This is a genomic window from Facklamia miroungae, assembly GCF_012396555.1.
GTDB lineage: Bacteria > Bacillota > Bacilli > Lactobacillales > Aerococcaceae > Facklamia > Facklamia miroungae.
In genome coordinates this window covers 61,363-76,488 of sequence record NZ_JAAXPS010000004.1, presented here as the reverse complement: position 1 = coordinate 76,488, position 15,126 = coordinate 61,363, and the positions used below count along the sequence as shown (strand labels likewise).

General features: G+C 35.7%; 15 protein-coding genes and 1 riboswitch. Of the genes, 2 read left to right on the top strand and 13 right to left on the bottom strand.

Annotation, left to right across the window (positions count from 1 at the left end):
* Positions 1-47: 47 nt before the first annotated feature.
* The 13 genes from thiT to HF969_RS05335 all read right to left on the bottom strand — a co-directional run bounded on the left by thiT (position 48) and on the right by HF969_RS05335 (position 13,037).
* Positions 48-599, bottom strand: a complete 552-nt coding sequence (gene thiT / locus HF969_RS05395) for an energy-coupled thiamine transporter ThiT (RefSeq protein WP_090289842.1) — start codon at positions 597-599, stop codon at positions 48-50.
* Positions 600-650: 51 nt separating this feature from the next.
* A riboswitch (TPP riboswitch) is annotated at positions 651-749 on the bottom strand.
* Between the two features lie 144 nt (positions 750-893).
* Positions 894-1,421 carry a QueT transporter family protein gene (locus HF969_RS05390; protein ID WP_090289843.1) on the bottom strand — a complete coding sequence of 176 codons (528 nt, stop codon included), beginning with the start codon at positions 1,419-1,421 and terminating at the stop codon, positions 894-896.
* A gap of 220 nt (positions 1,422-1,641) precedes the next feature.
* On the bottom strand, positions 1,642-2,247 hold the full coding sequence (locus HF969_RS05385) for a sigma-70 family RNA polymerase sigma factor (protein ID WP_090289844.1): 606 nt from the start codon (positions 2,245-2,247) through the stop codon (positions 1,642-1,644).
* A gap of 12 nt (positions 2,248-2,259) precedes the next feature.
* On the bottom strand, positions 2,260-2,802 hold the full coding sequence (locus HF969_RS05380; protein ID WP_090289845.1) for an NYN domain-containing protein: 543 nt from the start codon (positions 2,800-2,802) through the stop codon (positions 2,260-2,262).
* Between the two features lie 7 nt (positions 2,803-2,809).
* Positions 2,810-3,637, bottom strand: a complete 828-nt coding sequence (gene rlmB, locus HF969_RS05375; protein ID WP_090289846.1) for a 23S rRNA (guanosine(2251)-2'-O)-methyltransferase RlmB — start codon at positions 3,635-3,637, stop codon at positions 2,810-2,812.
* Positions 3,638-3,641: 4 nt separating this feature from the next.
* Entirely contained in the window at positions 3,642-4,064 is a 423-nt protein-coding gene (locus HF969_RS05370) for a Mini-ribonuclease 3 (RefSeq protein WP_245694833.1), read from the bottom strand.
* Between the two features lie 2 nt (positions 4,065-4,066).
* Positions 4,067-5,497: a cysteine--tRNA ligase gene (gene cysS, locus HF969_RS05365; RefSeq protein ID WP_090289848.1), complete on the bottom strand. Its 1,431-nt coding sequence runs from the start codon at positions 5,495-5,497 to the stop codon at positions 4,067-4,069.
* Positions 5,498-5,665: 168 nt separating this feature from the next.
* Complete coding sequence (gene lplA, locus HF969_RS05360; RefSeq protein ID WP_090289849.1) at positions 5,666-6,673, bottom strand: lipoate--protein ligase; 1,008 nt, start codon at positions 6,671-6,673, stop codon at positions 5,666-5,668.
* 141 nt (positions 6,674-6,814) lie between these two features.
* Positions 6,815-8,290 (bottom strand): glutamate--tRNA ligase, encoded by a 1,476-nt coding sequence (gltX, locus tag HF969_RS05355; protein WP_090289850.1) that lies wholly within the window; start codon positions 8,288-8,290, stop codon positions 6,815-6,817.
* A gap of 74 nt (positions 8,291-8,364) precedes the next feature.
* Positions 8,365-9,459 (bottom strand): PIN/TRAM domain-containing protein, encoded by a 1,095-nt coding sequence (locus HF969_RS05350; protein ID WP_090289851.1) that lies wholly within the window; start codon positions 9,457-9,459, stop codon positions 8,365-8,367.
* Positions 9,460-9,490: 31 nt separating this feature from the next.
* Positions 9,491-10,867, bottom strand: coding sequence for a DNA repair protein RadA (gene radA, locus HF969_RS05345; RefSeq protein WP_090289852.1), 1,377 nt, complete (start codon positions 10,865-10,867; stop codon positions 9,491-9,493).
* Between the two features lie 13 nt (positions 10,868-10,880).
* Positions 10,881-11,417: a dCTP deaminase/dUTPase family protein gene (locus HF969_RS05340; protein WP_090289853.1), complete on the bottom strand. Its 537-nt coding sequence runs from the start codon at positions 11,415-11,417 to the stop codon at positions 10,881-10,883.
* A 150-nt stretch (positions 11,418-11,567) separates the two neighbouring features.
* Complete coding sequence (locus tag HF969_RS05335; protein WP_090289854.1) at positions 11,568-13,037, bottom strand: alpha-amylase; 1,470 nt, start codon at positions 13,035-13,037, stop codon at positions 11,568-11,570.
* Positions 13,038-13,249: 212 nt separating this feature from the next.
* Here HF969_RS05335 and HF969_RS05330 point away from each other — a divergent pair, with 212 nt between their 5' ends.
* Both HF969_RS05330 and HF969_RS05325 read left to right on the top strand, forming a co-directional pair.
* Positions 13,250-14,194 carry a C39 family peptidase gene (locus tag HF969_RS05330; protein ID WP_090289855.1) on the top strand — a complete coding sequence of 315 codons (945 nt, stop codon included), beginning with the start codon at positions 13,250-13,252 and terminating at the stop codon, positions 14,192-14,194.
* A gap of 43 nt (positions 14,195-14,237) precedes the next feature.
* Positions 14,238-15,095 carry a cation diffusion facilitator family transporter gene (locus HF969_RS05325; protein ID WP_090289856.1) on the top strand — a complete coding sequence of 286 codons (858 nt, stop codon included), beginning with the start codon at positions 14,238-14,240 and terminating at the stop codon, positions 15,093-15,095.
* The last annotated feature ends 31 nt before the right edge of the window (positions 15,096-15,126 follow it).

The following is a 15,126-nucleotide window of genomic DNA, read 5'->3' as shown; positions in this document are numbered from 1 at the left end:
AGTGGCCCATTCACCACTACTTTTCAATTTATTCATATGTCTAATTTCTAGCTATTTTTTCGTTGAAATAAGCGAGGAGCCGTTTGATATATAAGAAAGAGAATAATTGCCGATACAATAGCTGTCATTAGGGCGCTGGCACCATTCATCACAAATGAGAAGTATAGGGGTGACCATCCCTCCGGCGCATATGATCCCCAATAGATGTAGCCTGCGATAAAGTGCCAAAAGAAACGCGCAAATGTTCCAATAAAGACTGCGGATATTAATGGCCAAACTTTATTAGTGGAATGATAGAATCGTTCAGACATTAATCCTGCAAAGCCAGCAAAAGCAAAAGCAATAACATACTCGATAAATACCTGTGAAACTCCTAGAAAATATACATTTCCTAAAGGAAAATGTAATAAACCCCATAAGAATCCACAGAAAATACCCCATTTAACGCCTCTTTTTAAAGACAAAATAGTGAGTGGCACCATACCTAGAGAAATAGTTAATGAAGACCCAAAATTAGTTGGTAATAGTGACAAAACAACCGCAACCGCAGCGAAGATAGCCGCTTCCACTAAAAGTAATACATTTTTATTTTTTCCCATAAAAAAACTCCTTACTATTTTTTTGCAAAGTAAAGAGAAAAAGGCATAAAAGCCCTATTTCAAAGTAATTCCTACGCACGTTTAACCGTGATCAGGTTCTAGGGTCAGGAACGAATCCACTCTCAGCTCAAGGCTCCCCTTTACTTTACGTTTATTTAACTGTCATCATTTTATCATTCTCTATCCAAATTGTAAATTAGATATTATCCATTTTAGCGCTTAGAATAGCATCTCTAGTTACATTCTAAAAAACGAATTATCCATACAATATATAATTATGTAATTTTAGGGAAATTAATTTGTCAAATTAATATATTTACTAACCCAGTAAATAATCCATCCGCCTAATATTAACGACAAGATTTCACTCATCATCATGCTCAATAAAAGTACGATAAAAGATTCCTTAGGAGAGCCCAAAAAGACAGCTAATAAAGCAATATTAACCATAGATATTGTCATCATCAAACCTATAATCAGATATTTTACTAATAAAGGATTTAGCCTCTTAAATTTATCGTAAGGCAATAAAGGAATAATTTTATCAATTAAAAAACAAGCTAGATGTAGAAAAATAAAGCTAGTGAGTGAGCCAAAAATCATATCCCATCCGCCAAAGGGAGAAAAACGATTGCTAATAAATACACCTAAAGTAACACCAATAATATAACGTTTATCGTAAATCGCTAAAAAATTCAAACCTTCACTAATTCGAACACCTAAGCCGAAGGAAAGAGGGGATAAGATTAATGTCAGTACTGTATAGCAAGCGGCTACTAAAGATATTCGTGTAAGATCATTGGTAGTAAAATTTTTATTCATAATTAATCTCCTTTATAGAGCAAGCTCTAGTAATTACTATGACCAAAGGACAAAGGGTGGCTTAATCCACCGAAGAATCATAGTGTTCATATGAACAAAAAGTAGTATAGCATAAGGCGTAAGCTTAAGTAAAGACTAGGTCTTAATAGATCACCATATAAAAAAACCAAGAATTAGTCGTTGCGTTAACTAATTCTTGGTTGTTAATTTTTAAGATTTTTTACTCAGCGATAATTGCTTTCAACTTATCTTTAGCTCGCCTTAAGGCGTTTTTTACACGATTTCGGTCAATACCTAAATATTCTGCAATTTCTTTAGGCTTCATCGATAAATGACTATAACAATAAATAATTTGTCGCTCAAAAGGACTTAAACTAGCATAATAACGCTCTTTTTCTTCATTAACGATAACTTGTAATTCGGGCACGGTCGCTATTTTATAATCATAACTCAAACTTTGATGTTTAATAGAATCACCAATTTCGATCTGGTCACGCTCAGCATCCATACCAAAGCGAATAGTCTCAGCATCTTTAGCATTTCGACGGAGTAAGTTCACTAAATAATTGTACATGGATCTTTCAAAATAAGGAGCAAAATAACCTCCATAAGCAGGATTATAGTGTTGAATAACCCGATACATGAGAATTACTCCTTCTTGAACAATGTCTTCTGGCTCATAGCCATCAATTGGCATTTTATAAGCAAACTTCTTTAAGAGGGGAATAAAACGATCAACTAATAACATAAATGAAAACTCATCAGCGATATTTTGTTTTAAACGCATAATCAACATTTCATTCGTCAGGTGGCTAGACTCGTTCATTTCATCGCTCCATTACTCATTCTTGTGATCATCTAAGCGAAATCTTAGATCATCTAATAGCTTCAATTGGTCAAGCTTCCAAGGGCTCCTCCGTCTGATTAACTGTGAGTAATGGTCTTTTACGGTTTGCCGAACTTGTCGTTTGTCGTATTGTAGTTGCATTAAAAGCTCTTTTGCAGACATTCGCATGGCTCCTCTTTGAAAGATCAACCATTGTTCTGCCATATCACTTGTCGCAACCACAACGCGATTAAGTGGAGAAATCCACTCAGCAACTTCACGCTCAATATAGGAATCCGCTGTTTCTCCCTCTTGCGTAAAGACAACTTCAACTTGATAGTGATCATAAATTTGTGTTATTCCTGGAACAAATTGCGCATCAAAGACAACGATTATCTTAAGTTCACGATACTTTCGATATTCTGAAAGCTCAAATAATAGTTGATCACGTGCTTGAGCTAATTGATCCATATTCTTAAGTTGTGTGAGCTCTGGCCATGCACCAATCATGTTATAACCGTCAACAAATAGAATTTCCTGACGTTTATACCGCATGTAATCCCTACTTTCCAATTCGGTGGCGTGCGACTTCATACATCAAGACTGCACTTGCAACAGATGCATTGAGACTTTGCACATGACCAACCATAGGAATTGTAACGATTCCATCTGCCGATTTTTTTACAAGTTCAGAAACTCCCTGACCTTCATTGCCAATTACCAAAGCAATTGGCCCGTGGGAATCCCATTGACGCATATCTTCACCAGACATATCCGTCGCAAAGATCCAGATCCCTCTTTCTTTTAATTGATCCATCACTTGCTTAATGTTACCCACTCGAATCACTGGAACATATTCAATTGCTCCCGTAGAAGTCTTAGCAACAACATTCGTTAAGCCAACAGAGCGACGTTTTGGAATAATCACACCGTGAACCCCAGTAGCATCAGCTGTTCTAAGGATCGAGCCTAAGTTATGTGGATCAACAATCCCATCTAGAATTAAAATAAATGGATCTTCTCCTCTTGAAGCAGCTAATTGAAGAGCATCTTCTAACTCCGCATAATCAAAAGGAGGAATAGTAAGAACAACACCTTGATGACTTTCACCCTCAACCATCTCATCCAGCTTCGACTTTGGCACTTCTTGGAAAACAATTCCATTAATTTTAGCCATTTTAATTATACTAGATATTATTTCTCCTGCAATCCCTATTTGAACAAACAACTTATTGGCTTGTTTTCCCGTTTCTAAATAGGCATGTACAGCATGTTTACCATATATCGTTTCCTTCGTTTCAAAAGAATTGGAGAGTGACGAAACTTCCTCTGATAGGTTTTGATCAGAGCGTTTTTTCTTATAAATATCTGTCTTGTGCTTTTTTTTCATCTCATCAAGCTCCCTCTTGGTTTATATATTGGATTGCTTCTTGAATCAAATTTTGACAACGTTCTTCTTGATTACTTAGTTTAAGCCACCCTAATAAGGCTTCAAATCCTGTTGCCTGACGATAATCACCAATCGAGGCATTCTTAGCTTTCGTATTGGTTTTATGATTACGCCCTCTTTTATAAATTTGAATTTCTTCTGGTGTCAAAAAGTCTGTTTGCTCAATCCAATGGTGCATAACTTTAGCCTGTCCTTGGGCCGAAACATATTTAATGGCTGCACGATGCAATCTATTAGGATGTGTCTTGCCAAGTTCAATCACATATTTACGTACCTCCACCTCATAAACGGCATCTCCTACATAGGCTAATGCTGCTCCATTGAGTAAAGAGTACTTTTCTGGTAGGGTATTGTTTTCAATCGTCACTTCTATCCTCTTTTCCACCTTGTTCCTTGCGGGGTATCATCTAGTAAAATATTTTGCTCTTTCAACCAATCACGAATCTCATCTGCCCGGTGAAAATTCTTTTCTGCTCGAGCTTGATTTCTTTCTTCAATTAAATTCTCAACTTGGCTATCAAGGACCTCTTTTGTCCCTAAATCTAAACCAAAGATTGCTAGGATTTGTTTAATTTGATTTTCTGTTTCTTGTAGAAATTCAAGTTCTACCTTTTCCTGATCAAGATAGCGATGGATTTGCTTTGCCATTTCAAAAACAGCTGACAAAGCATTGGCTGTATTGAAATCATCTTCCATGGCCTCATTAAATGACTGAAGTCCTACTTCAAGCGCATGACGAACCTCTTGTTCGATATCAAGACTGATTTCACCACTTCCAGGATTCTCCATTCGATAAGTCAGTCGACTGACTAATTCTCTTAAACGTTCGACTTCACGACTAGCGGTATTAATCGCGTTATGATCGTATCGAATAGGGCGCCGATATTGAACGCTGGCTAAGAGATAGCGAATAACCATCGGATCACATTCTTTTAAGATATCTCGCAAAAGCACAAAATTACCTAGGGATTTAGACATTTTCTCACCATTTGATCCCACTGTCACAAAGCCGTTATGCAACCAATATTTAGCAAAAGGATGATCATGATTTGAATGTGCTTCTGATTGAGCAATTTCATTTTCATGATGGGGAAACTGTAAGTCTTGGCCACCCCCATGAATATCAATGGATTCTCCTAAATACTTTGTTGCCATCACTGAGCATTCAATATGCCAGCCAGGCCTTCCTTTGCTCCAAGGAGAGTCCCATGAAACAGCACTTTTTTCATCGGCTTTCCATAAAGCAAAATCAATCGCATTTTCTTTTTTTTCACGTTCATCATCGGTGATTCTTTGACTGGCACCTTCACGCAAATCACTAATTGATTGATCCGATAATTGGCCATACTTTTCAAATTTACCCGTTCGATAATAAACATCGCCTTGACTTTCATAGGCATAGCCTTTGTCAATTAAAACTTGAATAAACTGAATGATTTCAGGAATATTTTCCATGACGCGTGGATTGTATGTCGCTGGTTTTACATTAATTGCTCGCATATCTTCTTTATAGGCAGCAATATATTTATCAGATAATTCTTTAGCCGTTATCCCTTCATTCTCAGATGCCTTAATAATTTTATCATCGACATCTGTAAAATTGCTTACAAAATTCACTTCGTAACCACGATATTCAAGATAGCGGCGAATTGTATCAAAGGCAACAGCAGAACGAGCATTACCAATATGGATATAGTTATATACTGTTGGCCCACAAAGATAAAAGCTCACTTTTCCTTCTTCGTTTGGGTGAAATAGTTCTTTTTGACGTGATAAGGTATTAAATAATTGAATGGCCATCTTTTGAACCCTCTTTCTATCATTAAACTTGAGGCTTATTATATCATTCCTAGCATTGACTTTCGAATAATACTGGTGGGTCGTATTAGATTTATGGTCTTTATAAAATAGACGATTAAAAAGAGCCGGAATTATCTTCCGGCCACTAAGTTATCTTTTTCAATTCAATTATGAGAAAATCATCTCAACCAGTTCTTCAGCTTCTACGTTTCCTAAGTATTTCTTCAAATCCATGTCTTGTAAAACTTCAAGAATGCTTTGACGTTCAAATTTTACACCTGTTAAAGCATTTTCTAAATCTTCAATTTCCCCTAGTCCAAAGAAATCGCCATAAATTTTTGTATCTGTAATCATAGCATCTTTAATATTAAAGCGCATATCAACGAAACCAAAAGGAAATTTATTTGAAGCTTGAATATCAAATTTTGGTGAATGTCCAAAGTTCCAATCCCAATTGCCAAAACGCTCTTCACGAATTTGATAGACTTTTTCCCAGTCTTCTTTTGTCAGATGGTATTCTTTAACATCTTCACGCTTTTCAACACCGAAAATTTCTAATAAGAGAAGGTCACGAAATTGTTCAGTGGTCAGTTCTTTATACTTATCATCGACATAGGGTTTAAGATTTGTGACGCGTGAACGCACAGATTTGACACCTTTAGATTCATATTTAGCTTTATTAGGTTTTAAAGCGTTATTCACTTCATCGAGATCTGAGTCAAATAGAATAGTACCATGAGCTGTCATACGACCACGTTTAGCATACATAGCATTACCTGAGAATTTTTTCCCATCAACGAGTAAATCATTACGGCCTAATAACTCAGCGGAACTAGCTCCCATCTTATGTAAAGCATCGATTACAGGTTGAGTGAATGCTTTAAAATCTCTAAAAGATCCATCGTCATCTTTAATAAAGCAGAAAGAAAAATTACCTAAGTCATGGTATACTGCCCCGCCACCAGACATCCGGCGAACGACACGAATGTTATGTTCGTCCACATAAGCTTGGTTAATTTCTTCAAAGGTATTTTGATTACGACCAATAATAATAGACGGTTCATTAATATAAAAAAGTAAAATCGGCTCATCAACTAAACGATTTTCTACTAAATAAGTCTCTAAAGCAATATTGACACTTGCATCATAATTATTTTCATTATCTACGAAATACATAGAAAGCCTCCTTCATATTTGTGCATTCTTATTATGACATTAGACTATTTAAAGCTCAAGAAAAAGATTTTAAGCATTCGGCTTTAACCAACAACTGTATAAAAGTGGAAACCCCAAGGTCTCCACTTTTATTATTTTAGATTAAATTTGTTGTAAAACTTGCTGAATATGATTAAGTACTTTTTCTTTGCCTAATACTTCAATCATATCAGGTAGCTCTGGACCATGCATTTGACCGGAAACCGCAATTCGAATGGGCATAAACAAATTTTTGCCTTTTATTCCTGTTTCTTTTTGAATTTCTTTGGTTAATGGTTTAATAGTGCTAGCAACAAAATTTTCTTCAGAGAGCGCTTGTAATTTTTCTTGCATCGCTTTTACGACTATAGAAGCCGTTTCAGCTTGCATGATTTCCTTAGCTTCTTCAGTCAAATTAAGTTTATCATTAAAGAAAAGGCTCGATGCTTCTACAATTTCAGCACCATATGAAATTTGTTCATGATATAAGCTAATTAATTTTTTCACCCAAGCTAGCTCATTTTGATCAGGGTCCGCACTCACTTTGCCTTCTTTTTGTAAATGTGGCAGTGCATAAGCGACTACTGTATCCAGATCTGCTGCTTTCATATAGGTATTATTAATCCATTCTAATTTTTTCTTGTCGAATGAAGCAGGGGAAGTTGATAAACGTTCTGGATCAAATTGTTCAACCAGTTCTTGTGGGGAGAAGATTTCTTCTTCTCCTTTAGGTGACCAACCTAATAGGGCAATAAAGTTAAACATTGCTTCGGGTAAATACCCCAAATTGCGATATTGTTCGATAAATTGTAAAATACCGCCATCACGTTTTGACAACTTTTTATTGGTCTCAGCATTAATAATTAAAGTCATATGACCAAATACTGGATATTCCCACCCAAAAGCATCATAAATCATCATTTGTTTAGGCGTATTGGCGATATGATCATCTCCACGAAGTACATGCGTAATTTTCATCATATGATCATCAACTGTCACGGCAAAATTATATGTTGGCATTCCGTCTCGCTTTTGAATCACCCAATCGCCTGAAATATTTTTCGATTCAAAAGTTACTGGCCCTTTCACAATATCATCAAAGTGATAGGTCACATTTTCTGGCACTCTAAACCGAATAACAGGTTGGCGCCCCTCAGCTTCAAAAGCCGCTTGCTCTTCTTTAGTCAAATGTGCATGCTTACCGCCATAATGTGGCATTTCACCGCGGGCTTTTTGCTCTTCGCGTTCAGCTTCTAATTCTTCTTCAGTCATATAGCATTTATAAGCTAAATCACGTGCCAACAAATCATCAATCAGCGGTTGATAAATATGCAAACGCTCTGACTGTCTATAAGGTCCATATTCTCCTGGATTAACAGGTGATTCATCCCAATCAATGCCTAACCAAGTTAAATTATCTAACTGGCTTTGCTCACCATGTTCTAAGTTACGTTTAGTATCCGTATCTTCTGTACGAATAATAAAATCGCCAGCTTTCGAACGGGCAAAAAGGTAATTGAATAAGGCTGTTCTTGCATTTCCAATATGTAAATCCCCAGTAGGACTTGGTGCATACCGCACACGAATTTTTTCACTCATTTTATTTCTCCTTTAATTATATCTGATTCTATCAAGATTATTGTACTCCTTAACCTTATTAGATTCAAATACACTTAGTTATCAGTAATTTTAGCAAAAATCATTCTACCAGCGGCTGTTTGTAGGGAAGATGTTACAACTACTTCCAAATACTTATTAATATGATCTTGTCCATCCTCTACAACAACCATGGTCCCATCATCGAGATAAGCCACACCTTGTCGCCGTTCAGTTCCTGCTTTAATAATTTGAACTTGCATCTCTTCACCCGGTAAGACTTCAGGTTTTACAGCATTAGCCAGCTCATTAATATTCAAAACAGGAACGTTTTGAAATTCAGAAACCTTATTTAAATTGTAATCATTAGTTACTAGCACTGCTTCAAGGTCCTTAGCAAGACGGACTAATTTAGCATCTACTTCTTCAACATCTGGATAATCTCCTTCAAAAAAATCAATACTTATTTTGGGAGACTTTTGTAATTGATTCAAAATATCTAAACCACGTCTGCCTTTTGCTCTTTTTAATGAATCCGATGCATCTGCAATATGTTGTAATTCGGATAAAACAAATTTAGGAACTAATAAACCGCCTTCAATAAATCCCGTTTGAACAACTTCTGCTATCCTTCCATCGATAATAACACTTGTATCGAGAATTTTAAGTTTTTGACCAGCCTCAACCGTATCTTTTTTAGCTTGTTTGTTCATTTCTTGGGAAACAGACTGTAATTTATGTCCTGACTTCGTAAAAAGATGAAGCACTTCATCACGACGGTTAATCATCATTAGATAACCAATCATCCCTCCTAAGACCGTAAAGACTAAAGGAACGGTGCTAGATAGGAATGGAATATTTAACGAACCTATCGGTAAAGACAGCATATAACCGATTAGAAGTCCTAACAAGACACCTAACGCTCCAAATAAAAGATTAGGCGTTGATTGCTTTTCTAGAATAGTAAGTAATTTATGAATTAACTGCTCAAAAAGTGGTGCAAATAAAATACCTAATAACATAAAAATAAGTCCGAAAATCAAGCTATTTACAAAAGGATTATTTAGTAATTGGTGGTATAGGCGAATACTACGCCAAATTTCAGGTCCAAGGGTATAACCAAAGCTTAACCCTACAATCATTATCACAATAATGGTCATTTTCTTTATCATATTATCACCTCCTTTAAATGGTCTATCTTATTTATTTAGGAAATACTAACGAAATTGCTTGTTTAATTGTTTTAACAGGAATTATTTCAATACTTAAATTAAGATTTTTAAGATTAGAGCGGTTGTTATAGGGAATAAAAATACGTTTAAAGCCTAACTTACTTGCTTCCTTTATCCGCTCTTCAATCTGAGTAACCCGACGAATTTCTCCTGTTAGGCCAATCTCTCCAATAAAGACATCATCTACTTTTACTTCTCGATTCCAATAACTCGAAGCAATACTGACAGCAATGGCTAAATCAATAGCCGGTTCGTCTAAGCGAACCCCTCCAGTCGTTTTGAAAAAGGCATCTTGGTTTTGCACTAAAAGTCCGCAATGTTTTTCCATCACTGCCAATAAAAGAGAAATACGTTGATATTCAATTCCTGAAGCTGTGCGTTTAGCATTACCAAAAACGGTGGGGGTCATTAAAGATTGGATTTCTGCCAAGACCGTACGTGTGCCCTCCATTGCCGCTACAACAGTGGAACCAGTCGCTCCAGCTACTCTTTCTTCTAAAAATAATTCAGAAGGGTTTGTCACTTCGCTAAGACCTGTATCAATCATCTCAAAGACACCAATTTCATTAGTTGAACCATAACGATTTTTGACTGCTCTTAGGATTCTAAAACGATTGTGTTTTTCTCCTTCAAAATATAAAACAGCATCCACCATATGTTCTAACATTCGAGGTCCAGCAATATTGCCCTCTTTTGTTACATGACCTACGATAAAAATCGCTATTTCATGATCTTTAGCAATCCGCATCAAAATATTAGTTGCTGCCCTTAATTGTGATACAGAACCAACCAATCCTTGATTTTCTGGCGAAGACATGGTTTGAATGGAATCAATTACCACAATGGCTGGATTGACTTCCTTAATTTCATTCACAATATTACCTAAATCTGTATCGGATAATAAATAGAAATCCTTCCCATTTAATTCGAGCCGTTCAGCTCTTAATTTGATTTGAGTTAAACTCTCTTCACCTGAAACATAGAGAACCCGTTGACCTAAATTCGCCAAACGTATCGATACTTGAAGCAATAAAGTCGATTTGCCAATTCCGGGATCTCCACCAATTAAAACCAGACCACCAGGAACAATTCCTCCACCTAACACTCGGTCAAACTCTTCCATGTGGGTATCAATTCGTTCTTCAACTTGACTTGGAATTTGATCTAATTGAGTAGCCTTTCCAACTCTTCCATCTAAAGACTTCGGTATAGAAGTTAACGTATTAGTCATTGGAACTAATTGTTCTTCCATCTGATTCCAACTCCCACAATTTGGACATTTACCTAGCCATTTGGGCGATTCATAACCACAGGCTAAACATTCATACATAATTTTATTTTTTGCCACATCACCACTCCTTTCAATCGGAAGAGCCAAAACCACCTTTACGCTCATGATTTACTACTTGGTCATCTTCGACTAAAAGAAATTTAGAAAAAATCCCTTGAGCAATCCTTTCACCCTTTTGAATTGTTCGATCTCTTAATCCATAATTAATTAATTGAACATAAATATGACCTTCATTTTTTTTATTATTGTAATAATCTTGATCAATAATACCGATTCCATTCGGCAAGGCTGTTTGATGTTTATAACTGCCTGAAGAGCGGTTGACAATTTTTAAATATTCATCTTCCATCATATAAGCTTTGAGACCCGTTGGAACTAGTGTTGCTTGCCATAAATCCTCTGGCTTCTTGCTAATTTGATCGTTCATTTTTAAGAACGTATTATGCAATAAATAATAGACGGATTGCTTCCAAAAAGAAGGAAGGACTACCGTTTCAGCAGCTTCAAGATCATAACCCGCTGAATAATTTGTTTGCCTTTGAGGTAAACGAATTGATTTATCCTGATAAGCTTTTATGACTTCAAATCCTCGCTTATTTTCTTTCATTTTATTTCACTTCCTTTCTTTTCGTGATAAATAAGCCGTTTGAATGAAAACGCTTAATAATATTATACGTAATCTCTTGCTATTTATCTATCCTTTATGAAAATTTCTTTAACTTGATTTTAATTATTAACAGCTAACTTCGATTTATGATTAATTCCAAATAGCTTTTTGATCGATCCAAACCGATACAGATGTTTTATTGACTGGAAAAACTCCTACTCCCTGATCGTCTAATTCTACCTTTTCAGAGTGATTGTTTAGATAATCAACAAAAACTGCGCCCGCATTCAATTCACCCATGGTCATTTCTTTAAAGCCTTCATCACCATTTGTCATTACGACAGCAATACCATACGGATGTTCAGGTGTACCCAAACATGTCCAACCAATTGTATTATAATGATCAAAATAATCTACTTGCTCGCCATATACATGATATTTTCTTAAATGTAATAAAGGATCAATTATTTCTTGATAGGCTGGAGATTTCTCGCCATTTTGTATCCCATAATAGTCACCATAAAAAAGAGTAGGGATTCCTTGTTGGCGTAAAAGTATTAGGGCGTATGCATGCTGCATAAACCAACTTTCTATACGTGATTCAAGAGGTTGACCAATTTGGGTATCATGATTATTAACAAAAGTTACGCTGACTAAAGGATTATCCTCTACCAGTGAACCTTTAAATATTTTACTTAAATCATATTGGCTCCCCGCTTGACTTGCTTGAAAGAAATTCATATGTAAGCCCACATCGAAGAGATCAATTTGATAATCGACGGCCGCAAGATAATCCAAATTATTTGAAAGATCCGGATTCCAATACTCACCTAATAAATAAAAATCCTCACCTTGAGTTTCACGAATTTCTTCACATAAACCTTTGATATATTGGGAATCAATATGTTTTAAGGCATCAAATCTTAAACCCCTTACTCCGGTTTCTTTAATCATCCATTCAAGCCAATTCTTAATATGTTCTCTTACCTCAGGATGTGAGTAATCAATATCAGCAAACATTAAATAATCATAATTCCCAAAAGAATTGTCTACTGACTGATCGTCTGCCCAACCCTTTTCATCACCTAGTATTAAATAAATACCTTGTTCGTCATTCGTCGCATCATAATCTATCCCACTAAAATGATACCAGTGCCATTCAAAATCTGAGTACTTACCCTTTCTACCAGGAAAATAAAAATGAGTCCATGCTTCAATTTCATAGGGATCTGAGATTGTTTCTTGGCGATTATCAGGATTCACTTTAATCACACGGAACTTTTCTTTGCCATCTGCGTAAGCCTTATGATTTAACACAAGATCAGCAAGCGCGTGAATCCCTTTTTGATGAAGTGTCTGGATTGCTTGAAGCAATTCTTCTTTGTTTCCATATTTAGTCCGAACACTTCCTAATTGATCAAATTCACCTATATCCCATAAATCATATATTCCATAACCAACATCATTAATTGAGGTTGCTTTACAAAAGGGGGGAAGCCAGACATAATTGACACCTATTTCGTGTAAATGATCGACATCTTTTTGTAACTTGAGCCAATGTTGTCCATCATTAGGTAAATACCATTCAAAATATTGCATCATTAAACTATTCTTTTCCATAATTATCCCCCTTCTTTTCCCTTCTATTAAAACACATAGGCTTATAATAGTCACAAATTAGTGCTCAATTAAAATATATTTTAAAATGTATGGTGGGCAAATTGCGATCTGATTACAAATCTTTCAGTTTTGTTTTTCAATAGGTTTCCCTTATAATTTATGCTATCATTAACAAGAATTTCCGGAGTGAATCTCTATTGAGGAGGAAAATTATGCATTCATTACAAGACAAGATAAATCGTCTTGCTGCCTTCTTATCCATTACCATTATCTTCTTAAGCTTGGGCTTAACATTGTATTTAAATCATCTCGCTACAGAGAATGATCTAAAGATTGAGAAGAGTCCCTCAAATAATCCTGTTATAACAAATGATCTTCCTGTCATGAAAAATGAAACGCCTAAAGATAAATCACTCAATCATCAAGAAAACACTTTTACCCATCTCTTAGCCCAATATGACAAAGAGGGGGCCTCAGTTCAACAAATTCATCAATCTATTAATGAAATCATACGATCTGATTATCAAGGGAATATACTCAGTGCAAAATCAGACATTTTAAGAGCCCTAAATGATAGTCAGATGAATATCGAAAATATGGGTACGCTCTTTTTACCTGATCAACCCGCTGCTGCTAGTCAAAACTCATACCTACAATTAGATGTACCCCTTATTTTACAAAAGTCGCCTCTTTATTCAAATATAGACTATGGAGTAAGTAAAGAAGATACTCTAGCAGACAACGGCTGTGCAATTGTCTCTTTAGCAATGGTTTATTCATACATCTCTAATCGTACCGTTGAACCTGAAGAAGTACTCGAATGGTCAGGTCGAGACTATTTTGTTGAGAACCAAGGCACTTCCTGGACGATTTTCTCTGATTATGCAGTCGATCACGGCTTTAATTTTTATAATCATGGAAATAATTTTTATTCCGCTATGGAAGCTGTGCAAAACGGACAAGTAGTTATTGCTTCTGTTGAACCAGGTTTTTTCACAGATGTAGGCCATATTATCGTTATTCGTGGCTATGAACCTGGTTATGTTTATGTCAACGATCCAAATGATAATCCTGAAAAAATGTACAGTTTTCAACCGATTGATGAAAATGTTCTTCTAGATGAAGGTCTTAATTATTGGTCCTTCTATAAAGATTAACTCACTATTCCTTAAGAACGAAATAGTTAGGAGTCTATTCTTAATGAATAATTATAAAATTGCCTCCCGGGGTGCTGTGATCGGCATCTGTGTATATTTAATGCTCGCTCTAATCAAGTTAATTACAGCTTCGATCTTTAAAGCTAGTTCTTTACAAGCTGATGGTTTAAATAACTTATCAGATATTATTGCTTCTTCTGCTGTCTGGATTGGTTTACATCTATCCAAGAAGCCTGCTGATCATAATCACAAATTTGGACACGAAAGGTATGAAATCATTTCCAGTTTCATTGTTTCCTTACTAATGTTTACCATTGGCTTTCAAGTTATATTAGCTGGAACTCAACAACTTATTTCAAAGGAATATAGTCAAACGAGTCCCCATGTACTATTAGCTACTGTCTTTTCTATTATTGTTCTTACTTTAACTAAAAGCTATTTAAAAAAATTAGCTGTTCAATCTAATTCAGTTGGTTTAAAAGCCACTGCCAAAGATATGCAAGGAGATTTACTTATTTCAATTTCAACTCTTTTAGGTAGCTTAAGCGTTACATGGGGCTTTCCTATTGTAGATACTTTCCTTTCAATTATTGTGGGCATAATGATTATTTTCTCTGCATTTGAGGTATTTAAAGAATCGACGTTTACATTATCGGATGGATTTGACCCTGAAACACTTTTAACCTATGAAAAATGTATTCTTACTCATCCAGACGTTATAGCGATTAACGCCATTCGAGCAAGAATGGCCACTCAACAAGTTTATCTAGATGTCACCATCGCTTTAGATCCTAAAATGTCTGTTCAAAAATCTCATCGAATCACAGAAGAAATAGAAGCCCTTTTACAGGAGCAATTCAAAATTAAGGATATTGATATTCATGTAGAACCTTATGAGTAAAAAAAGGAGCTTGTTAATTAACAAACTCCTT

What these genes read in the sequence shown, in the direction of transcription:
- gltX (WP_090289850.1), bottom strand. Translation starts at nt 8,290, where the DNA reads ATGAGTGAAAAAATTCGTGTGCGGTATGCACCAAGTCCTACTGGGGAT.
- HF969_RS05330 (WP_090289855.1), top strand. Translation starts at nt 13,250, where the DNA reads ATGCATTCATTACAAGACAAGATAAATCGTCTTGCTGCCTTCTTATCC.
- HF969_RS05350 (WP_090289851.1), bottom strand. Translation starts at nt 9,459, where the DNA reads ATGATAAAGAAAATGACCATTATTGTGATAATGATTGTAGGGTTAAGC.
- HF969_RS05335 (WP_090289854.1), bottom strand. Translation starts at nt 13,037, where the DNA reads ATGGAAAAGAATAGTTTAATGATGCAATATTTTGAATGGTATTTACCT.
- cysS (WP_090289848.1), bottom strand. Translation starts at nt 5,497, where the DNA reads ATGGCCATTCAATTATTTAATACCTTATCACGTCAAAAAGAACTATTT.
- HF969_RS05385 (WP_090289844.1), bottom strand. Translation starts at nt 2,247, where the DNA reads ATGAACGAGTCTAGCCACCTGACGAATGAAATGTTGATTATGCGTTTA.
- HF969_RS05390 (WP_090289843.1), bottom strand. Translation starts at nt 1,421, where the DNA reads ATGAATAAAAATTTTACTACCAATGATCTTACACGAATATCTTTAGTA.
- rlmB (WP_090289846.1), bottom strand. Translation starts at nt 3,637, where the DNA reads ATGAAAAAAAAGCACAAGACAGATATTTATAAGAAAAAACGCTCTGAT.
- HF969_RS05325 (WP_090289856.1), top strand. Translation starts at nt 14,238, where the DNA reads ATGAATAATTATAAAATTGCCTCCCGGGGTGCTGTGATCGGCATCTGT.
- thiT (WP_090289842.1), bottom strand. Translation starts at nt 599, where the DNA reads ATGGGAAAAAATAAAAATGTATTACTTTTAGTGGAAGCGGCTATCTTC.
- HF969_RS05380 (WP_090289845.1), bottom strand. Translation starts at nt 2,802, where the DNA reads ATGCGGTATAAACGTCAGGAAATTCTATTTGTTGACGGTTATAACATG.
- lplA (WP_090289849.1), bottom strand. Translation starts at nt 6,673, where the DNA reads ATGTATTTCGTAGATAATGAAAATAATTATGATGCAAGTGTCAATATT.
- HF969_RS05340 (WP_090289853.1), bottom strand. Translation starts at nt 11,417, where the DNA reads ATGAAAGAAAATAAGCGAGGATTTGAAGTCATAAAAGCTTATCAGGAT.